Origin of the sequence: Bradyrhizobium sp. NBAIM18 (assembly GCF_020193825.1) — a bacterium.
Taxonomy (GTDB): domain Bacteria; phylum Pseudomonadota; class Alphaproteobacteria; order Rhizobiales; family Xanthobacteraceae; genus Bradyrhizobium; species Bradyrhizobium yuanmingense.
Window position 1 is genome coordinate 98,384 of record NZ_JADYVO010000013.1, and the last position, 14,100, is coordinate 112,483.

The 14,100-nt window shown below is 58.4% G+C and carries 11 protein-coding genes; 4 read left to right on the plus strand and 7 right to left on the minus strand.

Translation table 11 applies throughout. The features are described 5' to 3' along the window. Nucleotides 1–142 precede the first annotated feature (142 nt). From I6F17_RS25405 to I6F17_RS25420, 4 genes are all read left to right on the plus strand, one after another. On the plus strand, nt 143–442 hold the full coding sequence (locus tag I6F17_RS25405; RefSeq protein WP_225124644.1) for a hypothetical protein: 300 nt from the start codon (nt 143–145) through the stop codon (nt 440–442). Between the two features lie 1,999 nt (nt 443–2,441). Further along, on the plus strand, nt 2,442–3,641 hold the full coding sequence (gene modC / locus I6F17_RS25410; protein ID WP_225124645.1) for a molybdenum ABC transporter ATP-binding protein: 1,200 nt from the start codon (nt 2,442–2,444) through the stop codon (nt 3,639–3,641). 1,030 nt (nt 3,642–4,671) lie between these two features. Further along, nucleotides 4,672–5,226 (plus strand): peroxiredoxin, encoded by a 555-nt coding sequence (locus tag I6F17_RS25415; protein ID WP_036014864.1) that lies wholly within the window; start codon nt 4,672–4,674, stop codon nt 5,224–5,226. A 6-nt stretch (nt 5,227–5,232) separates the two neighbouring features. Further along, the gene (locus I6F17_RS25420; RefSeq protein WP_036014866.1) at nt 5,233–5,775 is read left to right on the plus strand and encodes a carboxymuconolactone decarboxylase family protein; all 543 of its coding nucleotides are present in this window, start codon (nt 5,233–5,235) and stop codon (nt 5,773–5,775) included. Between the two features lie 240 nt (nt 5,776–6,015). Here the strand turns inward: I6F17_RS25420 and I6F17_RS25425 are convergent, their stop codons facing one another. The 7 genes from I6F17_RS25425 to nifH all read right to left on the minus strand — a co-directional run bounded on the left by I6F17_RS25425 (nt 6,016) and on the right by nifH (nt 13,862). After that, nucleotides 6,016–6,312, minus strand: a complete 297-nt coding sequence (locus I6F17_RS25425; RefSeq protein ID WP_036014950.1) for a ferredoxin family protein — start codon at nt 6,310–6,312, stop codon at nt 6,016–6,018. A gap of 38 nt (nt 6,313–6,350) precedes the next feature. Continuing rightward, nucleotides 6,351–7,658, minus strand: coding sequence for an FAD-dependent oxidoreductase (locus I6F17_RS25430; RefSeq protein ID WP_225124646.1), 1,308 nt, complete (start codon nt 7,656–7,658; stop codon nt 6,351–6,353). 11 nt (nt 7,659–7,669) lie between these two features. Further along, entirely contained in the window at nt 7,670–8,779 is a 1,110-nt protein-coding gene (locus tag I6F17_RS25435) for an electron transfer flavoprotein subunit alpha/FixB family protein (protein ID WP_036014870.1), read from the minus strand. A 980-nt stretch (nt 8,780–9,759) separates the two neighbouring features. Continuing rightward, nucleotides 9,760–10,101 carry a nitrogenase stabilizing/protective protein NifW gene (gene nifW / locus I6F17_RS25440; RefSeq protein ID WP_036014872.1) on the minus strand — a complete coding sequence of 114 codons (342 nt, stop codon included), beginning with the start codon at nt 10,099–10,101 and terminating at the stop codon, nt 9,760–9,762. A 475-nt stretch (nt 10,102–10,576) separates the two neighbouring features. Further along, on the minus strand, nt 10,577–11,764 hold the full coding sequence (gene nifV / locus I6F17_RS25445; protein ID WP_225124706.1) for a homocitrate synthase: 1,188 nt from the start codon (nt 11,762–11,764) through the stop codon (nt 10,577–10,579). A 298-nt stretch (nt 11,765–12,062) separates the two neighbouring features. Further along, the gene (locus I6F17_RS25450; RefSeq protein ID WP_225124647.1) at nt 12,063–12,854 is read right to left on the minus strand and encodes a nitrogen fixation protein NifQ; all 792 of its coding nucleotides are present in this window, start codon (nt 12,852–12,854) and stop codon (nt 12,063–12,065) included. A 123-nt stretch (nt 12,855–12,977) separates the two neighbouring features. Continuing rightward, nucleotides 12,978–13,862, minus strand: a complete 885-nt coding sequence (nifH, locus tag I6F17_RS25455) for a nitrogenase iron protein (RefSeq protein WP_036014954.1) — start codon at nt 13,860–13,862, stop codon at nt 12,978–12,980. Between the last annotated feature and the right edge of the window lie 238 nt (nt 13,863–14,100).

A 14,100-nucleotide genomic window follows, 5' to 3' on the forward strand; every position in this document is an offset into this window, starting at 1 on the left:
CACACATCTTGCTCGCCGCCTCCGGGGACAAACGGGCGGAAAGTCGTAAGTCCTCGGCTGAACTATTCGGCAGAAATGCGGAGCCAAGCAACGGCCGCTCAGACGATCGTCATGCTTGATACTCCAGGAACGAATATCTGTGATGACTTCGATTGATGATACATTAAATGAGATCAGATGGTTGCGAAACGAAATCTGGCGTTGCCGTCGATTACTTGGCACTGAACTGCCTGGCGCGCAGCGGGAGGCCGTTGAGAAGCGTCTGCATGAACAGCTTTCTGCCTTTGAGAGACTTCTGTCGACGGCGTTCCCATTAGCCCTGAGCTCTAAAGTGTATTCGGTCAAGAGCACCACGATCGGGCGAAGCGACTCCCCTGAAGCGCGCATCGAGAACGCCGCAATGGCATCAAGCGGTTGCCTCGGGAAGTCGATCAGTGGCTAACAAAAGAGGTTTTCCTAGCTCACTCTATTACTCGAGCCCGGCAGTACAACCCAAGGTCGTCCCAAGCTGAGACTCTAAGGGAAACGGCAATGAAGCAAACGTCCAACGCTAATATTCCGGCGAATCTTTTGCCTGTCACTACCGCTTAGCCACCTGCCCAAAAACACCTGGTCGCCGACCACAACGGTATATCGGTGAGGAGTACGGATTTTCTGCGCATGTCTGGCCATTCCCTCCTCACCTGACGCACTTTTCCTTCGGGACCGTTACAGCGAACCCATAGCAACGTCATGTAAGCCTCGAAGTCGCCGAATGGCTGCAGCTCTGATTAAAGCGCAACTGCTGCCAGTCGATCCACGGATCAGTCCTCAGATAGTTGAGCTGCGCGCGGCAGGCTGATGCTTCAGTCCGATCAACTTGCAGCCACCAAGCTGGCCAAACCCCGAGGCCCCGCTAGTCTGAACACCTCACTACCGTTCGAGTTCGCAACTGCCGTGCCTCACTCTCGATGAAGGCCTACCGGACGCCTGTTGAGAGATTGTCTCGACCGGTCGTTTCTGTCGGCAGTGGCGGTAGGCATCATGCGTCGGCATTCGCGGCGTAAGTTCTTGAAGTTTTCCGTAAGACAAAACATGGCCACATCGGCATCGTTACGGCCTGTAAAGCGGTCACAGAAGCGGATCACGTCTGGTTTGCACGACACCAAGACTTCCTCGGCCCGACGATCTCGCGCGCGAGCGTATCCTGTGCACCACGTCGCTGCGATCGCGATCGCAGCGAGGACGGCTGCATAGCGATGCGCATTGCAAGTCCAGCCCATTCGTCGCTCTTGATTCACCAAACCTCTCTTAAGCCGCATATACTTCACTGTTTTTCTTTGCCCCGCGAGGCGGATCTGTTTACCGGATTCCAGCGCCTCGGTAGCCACTGCTTGTTGTTCCGGGCGCCGCAATGATACCGGCGCTCGGAATCATCGTACCGCTAGGCGCAACACGCATTGCGAGGACCGGGATCAAACAGAGATCGGCCGTTTAGCTCTTGTGTGCCGATGTTGGCTCCCAATATGGCGTTTTGCTTCGCAATGCCTACATCCTGACGTTACGGGCGGTTCAAGCACTTTGAGCGCGCGGACAGCGCATATCATCTCATATCAGCGCGTTTTTCGAAGAGAGGCTGCCAACCTTCTCCTTCGCGCAGATCGGAAGGTGCGCCAGCCGGAGGCAGCGACTTGTGTATCACTGACGCGTTTTACGGCCGCACATTCGCCGAAGCACCATCTCCAATGCGAGAGGCATGGTTTCACCCTCAGGTGCCATGTCATAGCTCCTGCATGTGCGGTTGGCGACGCGAACGTCCAAGGTCCTACGATGCGGCGATTCAGGACGCAGGGTGGAGACCGATGCAAAGCCTCCCTTGCCACTAGCCGGCCAGGTATTCCTTAAAACGGCACGCCGATTGCTGGGTAAGGATCAAGCTGCCGCGAAGGAAGCGGTCGCGGCGGAGCCAGGATTCCAATGAAGTTAATTCGATTCATCATGATCGATCTAGCGCTGATGCTACTCGCACCTGAGAGTGCAAAGGCCACCATTGTGGCGACGGACGCAAACTTCGAATCGGCTCGCGAAGCTGTGGGATCCGTAATGCCGAGTTCTGGCCCCGAGCCAGTGATCGGACAGCTTTACCGCCAAGCCTCTCAAGCGGCGCTATTCGAACATGCGCTCGGCCCGCCAAGCAGACTGACAACCTTGCGCTGCTGGAAGGGCGCTTATCTCTCAATGCCAAGTGCAGCGAGCAACGCCCGATTGCCACAATCCTAGCGGCGCGAAGCTGCTCAACAAGACTCCGGTCTTGATACCAATCTGCAGTCCGCCCCCTGCCCTAGGCCCTCACGCGAGCAGAAAAGCCCGTGCTGCCGCGGGGTCGAGTGGATCGTCGGAAGCATGGGGATCAGCTCCACTGCAGCCATTGGCCTCCTGACTTAGCTGAGAAGATACAGCACATGCTAAGGTTCATCAGAGAAGCCAAAAAGGGCTATATCGAAGTTGCCTTCAACGGTTCTCTCGGAAGCATTTTGCTAGATACGCAATTCAGCGTACCAGCCAAAGGCGTCACAGCGATTCTTGGTCCGCCTGGGTGCGGCAAAACTACACTCGCGCGCTGCATCGCTGGCGTCCAGCGCCTGCCGAATGGATTCTGTGCGATTGATGGGGAGATTTGGCAGGATGAGACTACGTTTCGACCGACTCATCTTCGTCACGTCGCATATGTATTTCGCCTACCGATTCTCTCTTCTCATTTGTCGGTACGACACACCCTTTTATACAACGCGTCCAAATCGGAACAGACACTGATCGATTTTGATGGTGTGGTCGAATTGCTCGCCTTGGCGCCACTGCTCGAGCGTTTGCCATCAGATCTTTCCGGAGCGGAGCGACAGCGACTCGCCCTTGGCCGTGCGCTGTTGGGCCAGCCTCGGCTACTCTTGCTGGACGATCCACTCATTGGGCTCGACCGCTCCGCCAAATGCGAGATCCTGCCCTTTCTCGAGCGCATGCGGCAAACGCTTCGATTGCCGATGATTTACTTCGGCCATGACATCGCTGATATCGAGCGTTTTGCCGATTATCTCGTCATGATGAAGGATGGCGCCGTGACTACGGCCGGTCCGCTCAATGTCATTCAGAGCGATGCGGCGCTTGCCAGGCGGGGCGAAGCGGCAGTCTGTCTTGATACTACGGTCGGCGGGTATGATGGGCGCTATGGGCTGATCATGCTCCGCCTCAAAGCTGTGCGCTTTCTGATACCTGGAGTGCCGCTTACACCGGGCGCGCCGCTGCGGCTGCGCATCGCTGCCGACGACGTCAGCATTGCGCGCGAACCTCGGCGCGCAAGCTCTATCCTCAATGTTTTTCCAGCACGCATAAAAGCCTCTCTGCCGCACGGCGAGGCTGAGGTCACCTTGGTTCTGACCCTTGAAGCCGGCCGATCTGGCGTGCCGCTTTTGGCGCGCGTCACACGCCGCTCCTTTGATGCGCTACGGCTTAGCAATGGAGGGCAAGTATTCGCGGAGGTCGCGCGCGCCGTTCCGCTCGGGCTGCCGAGCGGTTGCTTGCAACGCCTACCACATTCGCAGGAGCACCTTCGACAGCTATGCCCGATGCGAGAAAAACACCAACAAGATCCCAGCCGTGATCGATAATCTACATGAGATCGATCCGAATAGTGTTCCGGGCAGTTCTCTACCTTCCAAAAGACGAATAGGCTACTGGCCGATGTGGCTCAGGATGTCGGGCACCAATGCGTACGCATCGGCGACAGGTGCAGCGACACTCGAGGCCAGCAAATGGGCACGCACATTATACTAGCAATCGATGTTGCGAGGGAAGAAAAGATCTCGATTTCGCAACCACTCGGCAGCAGGTGCCCTTTAGTCTTGGTATAAATGGGCTTGCCGAGGCCGCAGCCGTCGGCCCGGCCAGCTGTTTCTCGTTCTTTTGGCGAATTTGCTGATCGCGAGGAGATCGACCTTATTGCGAAGCGTGCGGGAAATGCCGACGGGCGAGCCTCACCGCGGACTTGGCAGGCTGCTGCCTTGATCGTGGCGCGCAGCCGGGCCCAACCCGAGCTGCGGTGTTTGGTTACAACGATACCGGACGACCTGAACGCGACAGTGGGGCTGCCGAGCACGTCGGCTCCGCAATCGTCCACCAGAATCTTCGCCATCTCCGGAAGCCGCCTTAGCTCTAGCGTCCGCTCCTGCGCCACCTTGATGTCTTACGAACGTGCCGATTGTGGACCTTCAATGGCGAGACGTCGCAGTTCGACCAGCTGCGCCCGCTAAACAGCGCAAGCCGACATCAAGCCCGTAGCCGGCTTTGCGGTGCCGTGCCGGTCGATGACGAGACTGCTACGGTTCAGGTCTGTCGTCTTCCCGCCACCCGCCTGACCAATGCGCGCGTTCCGTCGAGCTCAAAGGCACCGCAATCGTAGCCATTCCTCTGCTGGGGTATGGCGGTGTTTTGCAGGTTGGCCCCAACGCCTTGTAAGAGCATTGGTGCTCCAGATGACCGTCAGCTTAGTGCTGATTGAGGCACCAAGCGCGCGAACATGCCCGGACCCAAGCCGCTGGGCTGGTCTTGTTGCGCCCATTCCAGACCTAAGAACGGGTGGCATATAGTTTGCTCCACCAGTGAGGTCACGATCTACAAAAGCAAGTTTGTGAGGACAGCATGCTCGGAATTGGAAGTCAGTTGCCGCCATTCGACATCACAGGCGTGAAGCCCGGTTTTCATGCGCAGGAAGAAGAAGGGCAGAGTGCATTTGAGACGCTGACCGAAACGAGCTTTCCGGAAAAATGGAAGATTATCTTCTTTTACCCCAAGGACTTTACATTCGTCTGCCCGACAGAGATCGCGGAATTTGCCCGGCTTTCCAAAGAATTCGCTGAACGGGATGCGGTTGTACTGGGTGGTTCGACTGACAACGAGTTCTGCAAGCTTGCATGGCGGCGTTCGCATGTCGACCTGCACAATCTCCCAATCTGGCAGTTTGCCGATACAAAGGGAACGCTCGTCGATGGTCTTGGCGTGCGTTCACCCGAAGGGGTCGCCTATCGTTGCACCTTCATTGTTGACCCCCAAAACACGATCCAGCACGTTTACGCGACCAATCTCAGTGTGGGGCGCAGTCCTAAGGACACGCTCCGCGTTCTGGACGCGCTGCAAACCGGCGAGCTCTGTCCCTGCAACCGCGAAATCGGCGGCGAAACCTTGAAAGTTGCTTGAGGCAGCATGTCGTGGATCGAACAAATAAGGATTCCCGATTTCGCGAAGGATGTCCGGCTTAACTTGATCTCCGTGGTGACCGATGAGACGTTTTCGCTGCAGAGAAAATACGGGCTGCTGCTGGCGAGTGCGGCTGCCACCCGCAATGCAGCCCTGGTGGCCGCGCTGGAATGCGCGGCGTCCGCCGTGATGACCTCTGTAGAGATCGCCGCAGCGAAAGCCGCCGCCACTGTGGAGGCAATGAACAACGTCTACTACCGCTTCGCTCACCTCGTTTCCGACCCGGAATACAAGACGATGCCGCCACGGCTACGTATGGACGTGATCGGCAATCACGGGGTGGACAAGACAGATTTCGAGCTGTGGTCGCTTGCTGTCTCCGTCATAAATGGTTGCGGTGTCTGCATTGATGCCCATGAGAAGACACTGAGGGCCGCGGGCGTTGATTCCAGAGCGATACACACCGCCGTGCGTTTTGCTGCGATCACGCAGTCAGTGGCGGTCGCTATCGAGGCCGCTGGGTCCGCCCCCGCTCAGGCGAGAGGCTGATCTCTACTCTGCCATTCGATCGACGCAGTTGGGGCGCCACGCAGTGGCACCGCAACGAGGCCTTTGCGGCTCCCGCACGAGCTGCACGGCGGGTCACGTCGGCAAGTCATGTTGCGCGGCGTCCTCATGAAGAGCGTCGTGGTCGAATTCCCGCCGTCCCGCAGATGACACGCAATGCGCCACGGATAGGATGAGTTCCCACGCCTCGCCTCGGTCGCCCCGACGGCCTTTCGTTCACCATCACCCAAACTTGAACAGCACACCATACCCGCCGCGCGGATGGCTCCATTGGATGTCGCCGGTCGGCTCAGCGATAACGCGACAGGTACCGCACTCGATGCAGCCGTCAACCGCTACCTCGACCTGGCCGCCGTCGTTGAGCTCATAGCACCGCGCGGGGCAGACTTTCAAAAGTGAAAGTAGCTGCGGCGATGGCGTTGTGTGCGCACGGACCTTGACGTGAGGGTTTCCGACGTCGACAAGATAGCGGTTGTAATACAGCTTGTCTTCGACGCGCACCGCGGGTTCGGAACTCATGCTTTGGCCTTCCATTGTTGGACTTCACACTGTTGCGGTCAGCGCCAGGCCCGCGCAAGACGACAAGCATCGCCGAACAGACCTGACCATGACCGCGCCTTGACAAAGGATTTCAGGCTAGCTTTCTCCTTTTCAGCCTTGGGCGTACCATCGACGCGCACAAAGTTCTGCATCGCCTTGGAGATGAGCTGCGGATAGGTGAGAAAGAAGTTCTGGGAGTGAGTATGCATTAGGGGCGGCAAATCCTTGTACTTCTTCAGATCTTTGATGACGAACGAATCGTCCAGCATCTTCTTGTAAATTGACAGATTTGTTGCACTCATCGGTTCGCCGCGTGATTTAACCAGACCTATCGCTTCCGCGGCGATACGGCCGGAGGTCATCGCGAGATTGGAGCCCTCACGATGAATGGCATTGTTGAGTTGGGCCGCATCGCCCACTACGACCCAGCCTTCCCCAAAAAGCTGCGGGATCGACTTGTAACCGCCTTCGGGAATGAGATGCGCCGAATATTCCTTGACTTCGGACCCTGCTAACAGGGGCGCCACAGAGGGATGCCTCTTGAATTGATCGAGCAGTCCGTACGGCGTTCGGCCCGTGCGCTGGAAGTCGGCGACAAGACAACCGATGCCAAGCGAAATGCACTCTTTATTGGCGTAGATGAAACCCATCCCGGTCATGCCACGAGAAATGGTGCCGGCCGCCTCGATCACGACGCCTTCATCGCCCCTGAGATTGAAGCGCGCCTCGATAGTCTCGCGAGGCAGGAAATGCATCTCCTTAACCGCGAGCGCAACGTTGTCGGCTGTCGGGCGCGCGCGTAGGCCTGCACGTGTGCCGAGCAGGCCATTGACCCCTTCGGCCAGGACGACGACGTCGGCATGTATTTCGCCGTCTCTGCGATCTGTACGAACACCGACGATCCTTTCACGATCGTCCCGTACGAGCTCGGTGACGGTGGTCTCGCACAGCACGATCGCACCAGCTTCACGCACCTTGGAAGAAAACCATTTGTCAAACTGAGCGCGTATGATCGTATAGCGGTTCGGCCGCTCCTCGTTGAAGTCCTCCGAACGGTAGTGCATGCCGACATGGGAGCGATCGTCCATCATCCAGAACCGCTGTTCGATCAGGTGGCGTTCGAGCGGCGCCTCCTCTCGAAACTCGGGGATCAGCTTTTCCATCATATCGGCATATAGGATGGCGCCCTGCACATTCTTCGATCCGGGATATTCGCCCCGCTCGAGCTGCAGCACCTTCATGCCGCGTTTGGCCATCGTCAATGCCGCCGCGTTTCCGGCCATACCGGCTCCGACCACGATCGCATCGAATTTCTCTTCAATCATCCTCATCTCCTCTAGACCGCGATCCGGGCGCGCGATTCTGGCAAAAGCCGCGCGCGGAATGCAGCCGTCAGCGTCGGTAGCAATTGAGTGGCATCACTGACGATCGCGAGATGGGCGAAGTCGAAGATCGGAGCGTTCTTGTCAGTATTGACGGCGACGATCAGATCCGCGCCCTCGACGCCAACCCGGTGCTGGATCGCTCCGGAAATCCCCGCGGCAATATAGAGCTTCGGCCGGATGGTTTTGCCTGTCTGGCCGATCTGCCGGTCAGACGTAACCCACCCTTTTTGCACGAGAGGACGCGAGCAGCCATATTCAGCCCCAAGCAGGGATGCGAGCTCGCGCACCAACCGAAAGTTCTCAGGCGATCCTAGTCCTAGGCCGCCCGCAACCACGACATCGGCATAGGCCAGATTGGACGTTTGTGCATCGCGGTCGGGCAGAAATGACAATACTTTTGTGACGATATCGTCTTCGAAAAGGCCGAGCGGATGAACGACGATACGAGCGGCATCGCGGTCGACACGCTCAGGCATCGGCATGACCCGCGGGCGGACGGTGGCCATCTGCGGACGATAATTTAGCGTGTAGATCGTGCAGAGCAGCGAGCCGCCAAAGGTCGGACGCGTCGCCGCAAGCGAACCATCGGCGTCCACGTCCAGCGCGGTGCAGTCGGCAGTGAGCCCCGTCGATAGGGTCGTCGCCACAGAACCTGCGAGATCGCGACCGAGCGTCGTCGCACCCAACAGCAGGATCTCGGGCTTGTAGGTGTTGACGAGTTCGGTTAGGGCCTTGGTATAGGATTCGTTACGGTAATCCGACAAAACATTGTCGCTCACGAGATATGCCAGATCGGCGCCATAGCAAAAGGCTTCAAGCGCGGCGTTACGTGTGTGCTGCCCCTCCGGACCGATAACCACAGCGGCAAGATTCACTTTTAGCCTGTCGGCAAGGCCGCGCCCTGCACCCATAAGCTCCCAGGAAACGGGATGCACCTGACCACGCTCAAGCTCGACGAAGACCCAGACGTGCTTGTACGACTTAAAGCGCTCCGGCAGCTCTTTTTTGGCTGCTGCGCGGCCGGCAGCCGCTGGCATGGCCGTTCTGCTGACGTTGCTCATAGTTTCAAATTCCTCCTCAACGATAGGGGCGCCGGCGCCACGGGTTGCTTTTTCGCTTCGTCAACTGAAGATCACTTTCGGTTAGCAAGTGGCTGGCTGCTCTGCCCCGCCTGCGTGTTCGGACCGGCCACACAACAACACAGGTCGTCGCAATAGACGCACCCGTCCGACCGGATTTGCAGAGGTCTTCCAAACTCGACCGTTACCCGTCGGGTTCGACGAGCGCCACCGCGGCTCGCCAGGGCGCTGTGGTGATTCTAACCGATCGCTTCGGTGCCTGAGTGGGCGAGTTCGTACGCTGCGCAGTACCTGCGACCGAGCTCGGCCCAACGACTCCACATTGGCGGTGCAAACGAGGGCGATCCTGGCAACACTTCTACGCAATCCATCCCGACCGTCAAACGAAAGCACTCCGTATGGGCCGAACCTGGCGCTCTTCGTGGCACCGTTCCCATCCGCCATGAGATGGGCACAAATCTGAGCGGGATCGGGGACCGATTTGATGCAGATGATGTTGTGCATACGGGGTGCAGGAGTAACGCGAATCGAAGACTTATCCATTGACCAGCATCTCACGGACGTTACGGAGCTTTGATCGCGTCAAAACCGGTTTCGAGGGGAGCTAACGCGATTATGGGCCTCGAAATGCTAGCGCAGGTCTCAGCAGGTAGTAAAAACAGCATCATAGGTCCTCCTTCAAACTCATCGCGGTCGACTGCTATCTGTCGGCACCGCTGACAGGACAACAGCAAGTGTCGTACCAGTTGCAAAGACCATTTAAAGCCAGTCGGAAGTAATGGCCTGCGACACAATTCAAACAACCGCTGATACCGTCGACACGACCAGTCCAGACATGGGTCGGGAATACGACAGCCGCCGCTCCGGTGATGGCTGCAGATACTTGAGCACAAAGAGAAGGCCCCAATATCGGATTGCCTCGGCGCCGGCCGGTCGTAATTCGCTTACAGTGAAACGCTAGATCACTTCAACTCGCTCAACGGGACAAAGGCCGCGGCCTTCTTACGGTCCGCGACGGCATCCTTCAAAACCTTGAACACTCGCTGATCGATCGGTGACGATGCCACGAAATCTGCATAGGCTTGCTCCAGCATCGCCTTGCACCTCGCTCTGATTTCCGGCTCTTCGGCGCCAGTAAATTGCTCTTCGGCAAAATATTGTCCCATGCGCTTTAAGATGTGAAGGCGCGCGACATTTACGATTTTGGGGTCGTAATCGACGCCAAGCAGCGAGAAAAAATCCTCTGCCGACGAGGCCTTGCTGAGCCGATCCAGGATACCGGCTGGCGTGGATGAGCTGATCATCGAAAATTCTCCTTCGGATTAGCTCTGGACGGTCAATGAGATGGGGGGCGCGTGTTGACTGCTGCCGTCCTGCCTCGCACAGCTGGTGCGCATCGCCACAGCCTGACTCCGGAAAGCGGTGCTCCCAACTTCGCTGCCCAGATCGGCAGGTCCGCCGGTGACGAAGCCAGTTGCGATGAAGATCCGGGATCAATGGCCAAATCACGATCTAGCTTGGCGCTCGTCAGGACGGTCGTCGGGCCGGAAATCAGCCGGGCGAGAAGATGCCGATTGGCAGTCCGGGGACAGCTCGTCATTGGGTAGGAGATCACAGCATGTATGGCGGAACGGGAAGTAAGATCTGGACGTGAGATCGCGCCAGGGGATCTGACGTGCGAGAGCTGGACGCCGCTCGTGCCATCAGCGACATCGCACACTGTCCTTGCGGCGCGTCGGTTTGCCAAGGGTCGACGCAAACGTTGCTGGACACGGCTTTTCACGCGGGGTGGGGTGCCAAGCATCCGCACACGTCGCGCCAGATCGCCGCCACGGTTTCGCGCTCGACCGGCAGCTTGTGCTCGATGGCATATTTGCGGACTTGCGACAGGATCTGCCTGGCTTGATCGTCGCTGGCGACGAGCTGCAGTTCATCGAGTATCGCGGTGATCGCCGCAAGTCCGGAATGCTTGCCGAACACAAAGCGGTTGCAGCGGCCAAGCAAAACGGGATCGAGCGATTGATAGGTGCGTTGATCCTTCAAACGGCCAGCGACATGAATGCCGGATTCGTGCGTAAATACATGCTGTCCGACGATCGCCTTGTTCATAGGAATCGCACGTGCGGCCGCGGCTGCTACCACCGTGGCGACGTTCTCGAGCTCCGGGAGTATGATGCCAGTCTCGCGCCCGTAGAGCTGCTTGAGTGCGACCGCGATTTCCTCGAGCGGTGCATTTCCGGCCCGCTCGCCCAGCCCGATGACGGTCACTGAGGCGTGGCTCGCGCCAGCCCTGATGGCGGAGAGCGTGTTCGCGGTTGCGAGTCCTAGATCATCGTGACCGTGAAATTCGAGTTCGAGATCGGTAGTCGCACGCAAATTTCCGACCAGCGCGTAGGTTGCGTCGGGATCGAGCACACTGAGCGTATCTGCAATACGAAAGCGACGCGCGCCCGCGGCTTTTGCAGTCGCCATCAGTCTAATGAGAAAATCAATGTCGGCGCGGGAGGAGTCCTCACCACCGACGGCGACCTCAAGTCCGCGCTCACGGGCATAGCCTACCACTCGCTTCACCCGTTCTAGCGCCAGGTCGCGATGACCACCTAGCTTGGCCGCGATCTGGACATCGGAGGTCGGGACGGACATATTGATCATGGACACCTTTGCTTCGATCGCCGCGTCGACATCAGATTCCCGCATCCGGCACCAGCCTATGGTGGTCAGCGGAAGATCTGCTTCGACAATGGCGCGGATGGCGGCGATCTCCTCGTTGCCCATCGCCGGCGTTCCCGCCTCGATCTCCGTGACTCCGACCCGCGCTAGCGCCTGCGCGATCGCCAGCTTTTCGTCTGTGGTAAACGCAACGCCAGGTGCCTGCTCGCCGTCGCGCAATGTCGTGTCGTTGAGCACGGTGGGCTTGGCGCGCACCTGGTCATACCGAGACGATTTGGCGGCGGTGCTGGCGGCGATCACGCGAGAGCTCCTCATTGTTTGACCTACCTACGCTTCAGCAACCAGCATGCCAGCCTGCCGTCCCGGGCCAATCCATTGACGACTCTACCGCTTCCGTCCTCGACCTTCTTGAGCAAATGAATTGTCGCAAATGCGACAGGTCATCAAGCGGACGCCTTGCCTGTTGCTACGCCGAGTTCGAACGTTAGCAATTGCGGCTCGCCAGGATGTGAGAATTGTCGCGGAGCACTTGGGGGCCGCCGCGGCCTTGAACACATGGTCACTCGCTCGCATGGAAACGGCGTCAGCCGCGCCCTCAACGTCCCGCGCGGCTTACCAAACCCGGCGAGGCTTTCTCGGATGACTGGGCGATAGCGGACCTTTGTTGCAGTTCAGGCGGCCAGTCGCCGGCAACCACCGGCCGAGCCGCCTGCAACAGAAGATCGCGCCGGCGCTCGGCCATCCGGCTCTCACCGCTTTCTTCACCGAAGCAGATGTTGAAGTCATGACATTGATTGCACACGGGTGTTGTGCACATCACGAGGCCTTCATTCTCACAAAGCATGCGGTAGAAGAAGCGCTTCCAGCGCATATTGTTGAAATTGCGCGCGGCGAGCGGCGCGAAATGACGGCTCAGCAACCGAGAGAGTTCGCCACGATTGCGCAAGCCGAGAGCTTCCCACAGATGGTCCGGCTCTATCGCGCGGCGCGCGATCATCGCAGCCAGCCAGCGGCCGATATCCCCTTCCGTCGATCGTTGCTTGAGCAAGAGATCGCGCAGCATTGCGATCTCGTCGTCCTCTTCGCACTTGCAAGCCGAAAGCTGCTTCGCGAGCTTGATCTCAAGCGTGGGAAAGTACTGCTCCAGCAAGGCCACCAGTTCAAGGCCGGACAGGCCAGCCTTCTCGGGAAGGGAGCCACCATCCATTGTGGCAGCCGCCAGGATAGACGCCAGGACATGGCGATCGAGATTGCTGTCAATGGTAATGTCGGCATCTGCAGGCGGCACACCGGTGAGCATGCGGTAGGTTGCAATTCCCCTGTGCATCTGGGTGTTGACATCAACGGCACAAGCAGCCAGCAACGGAAGGAAGTGCGCTTCGGACAAATTTTGCGGGTCTCCACAATGGTCAGGTTTGCGTGCCGCATCCTGGTTTTGATCAGGGTCGCTCGTCAGAATGCCGGCCTCCCGGGATGGGCGGTGAGGGAGACCGGCATCCGTCGCGCGCCTTTACGAGGCCGCGAGTTCGGCGGCGGTCTTGCCGATGATGGATTCGTCCACGGGCTTCATAATGCCATGCTCCATCAGCATGTCCTCGAGCTCGTCCATGGAGATCGGGGTGGGGATGATGCCTTTGCCGCCATTATTGTGAACCTTGGTTGCAAGATTGCGATAGTGATCAGCCTGCTTGGAATCGGGTGCATATTCGAGAACCGTCATCCTGCGCAGTTCTGCATGCTGCACCACGTTGTCGCGGGGCACGAAGTAGATCAGCTGAGTACCCAGCTTCTTTGCCAACGCTTCCGCCAGTTCCAGCTCCTTGTCGGTCTGCCGCTCGTTGCAGATCAGACCGCCCAGCCGCACGCCGCCAGAGTTCGCGTATTTCAGGATGCCCTTGGAAATGTTGTTCGCGGCATACATCGCCATCATCTCACCGGACATCACGATATAGATTTCCTGCGCCTTGTTCTCGCGGATTGGCATCGCAAAGCCGCCGCAAACAACGTCGCCAAGCACGTCGTACGAAACATAGTCGATGTTCTCGTAGGCGCCGTTCTCTTCCAGAAAATTGATCGAGGTGATGACACCGCGGCCGGCACAGCCGACACCTGGCTCAGGACCACCGGACTCCACGCAACGAATCTCCCTGTAGCCGACCTTCATTACGTCCTCGAGTTCTAGGTCCTCCACGCTGCCGGCGCTCGCGGCAAGGCTCAAAATCGTGTCTTGCGCCTTGGCGTGCAGAATCAGGCGAGTCGAGTCCGCCTTCGGATCGCACCCTACAATCAGGATTTTCTGACCCATCTCGGCTAGCGCCGCCAGCGTGTTCTGCGAAGTGGTGGATTTGCCGATGCCGCCTTTGCCGTAGAACGCGATTTGTCTTAGTGAAGACATGTTGCTCTCCATCAACCGATTTGCCAAAAACGTTGCGCACTTCTTGTGCGAGCTTGGTTCTCTCACAGAAGCGGGGCACACGGGTTCAAGGGAAGGAGCGCATCGCTCGCCGTGGGCGTCGGCCTGCACTCAGCCCTCACTCAGTGTTGCTGCAGCTCATTAGCAACAGCCGTGCCAGCGCTTGAATCCACACATTAAGCTTCTGATTACGCTTACAAAAGCCAACCAGCCGGCGCGT

Bases quoted from the DNA above. Each gene is read 5' to 3' on its own strand.
- I6F17_RS25405 (WP_225124644.1), top strand. From the start codon at position 143: ATGACTTCGATTGATGATACATTAAATGAGATCAGATGGTTGCGAAAC.
- modC (WP_225124645.1), top strand. From the start codon at position 2,442: ATGCTAAGGTTCATCAGAGAAGCCAAAAAGGGCTATATCGAAGTTGCC.
- I6F17_RS25415 (WP_036014864.1), top strand. From the start codon at position 4,672: ATGCTCGGAATTGGAAGTCAGTTGCCGCCATTCGACATCACAGGCGTG.
- I6F17_RS25420 (WP_036014866.1), top strand. From the start codon at position 5,233: ATGTCGTGGATCGAACAAATAAGGATTCCCGATTTCGCGAAGGATGTC.
- I6F17_RS25425 (WP_036014950.1), bottom strand. From the start codon at position 6,312: ATGAGTTCCGAACCCGCGGTGCGCGTCGAAGACAAGCTGTATTACAAC.
- I6F17_RS25430 (WP_225124646.1), bottom strand. From the start codon at position 7,658: ATGATTGAAGAGAAATTCGATGCGATCGTGGTCGGAGCCGGTATGGCC.
- I6F17_RS25435 (WP_036014870.1), bottom strand. From the start codon at position 8,779: ATGAGCAACGTCAGCAGAACGGCCATGCCAGCGGCTGCCGGCCGCGCA.
- nifW (WP_036014872.1), bottom strand. From the start codon at position 10,101: ATGATCAGCTCATCCACGCCAGCCGGTATCCTGGATCGGCTCAGCAAG.
- nifH (WP_036014954.1), bottom strand. From the start codon at position 13,862: ATGTCTTCACTAAGACAAATCGCGTTCTACGGCAAAGGCGGCATCGGC.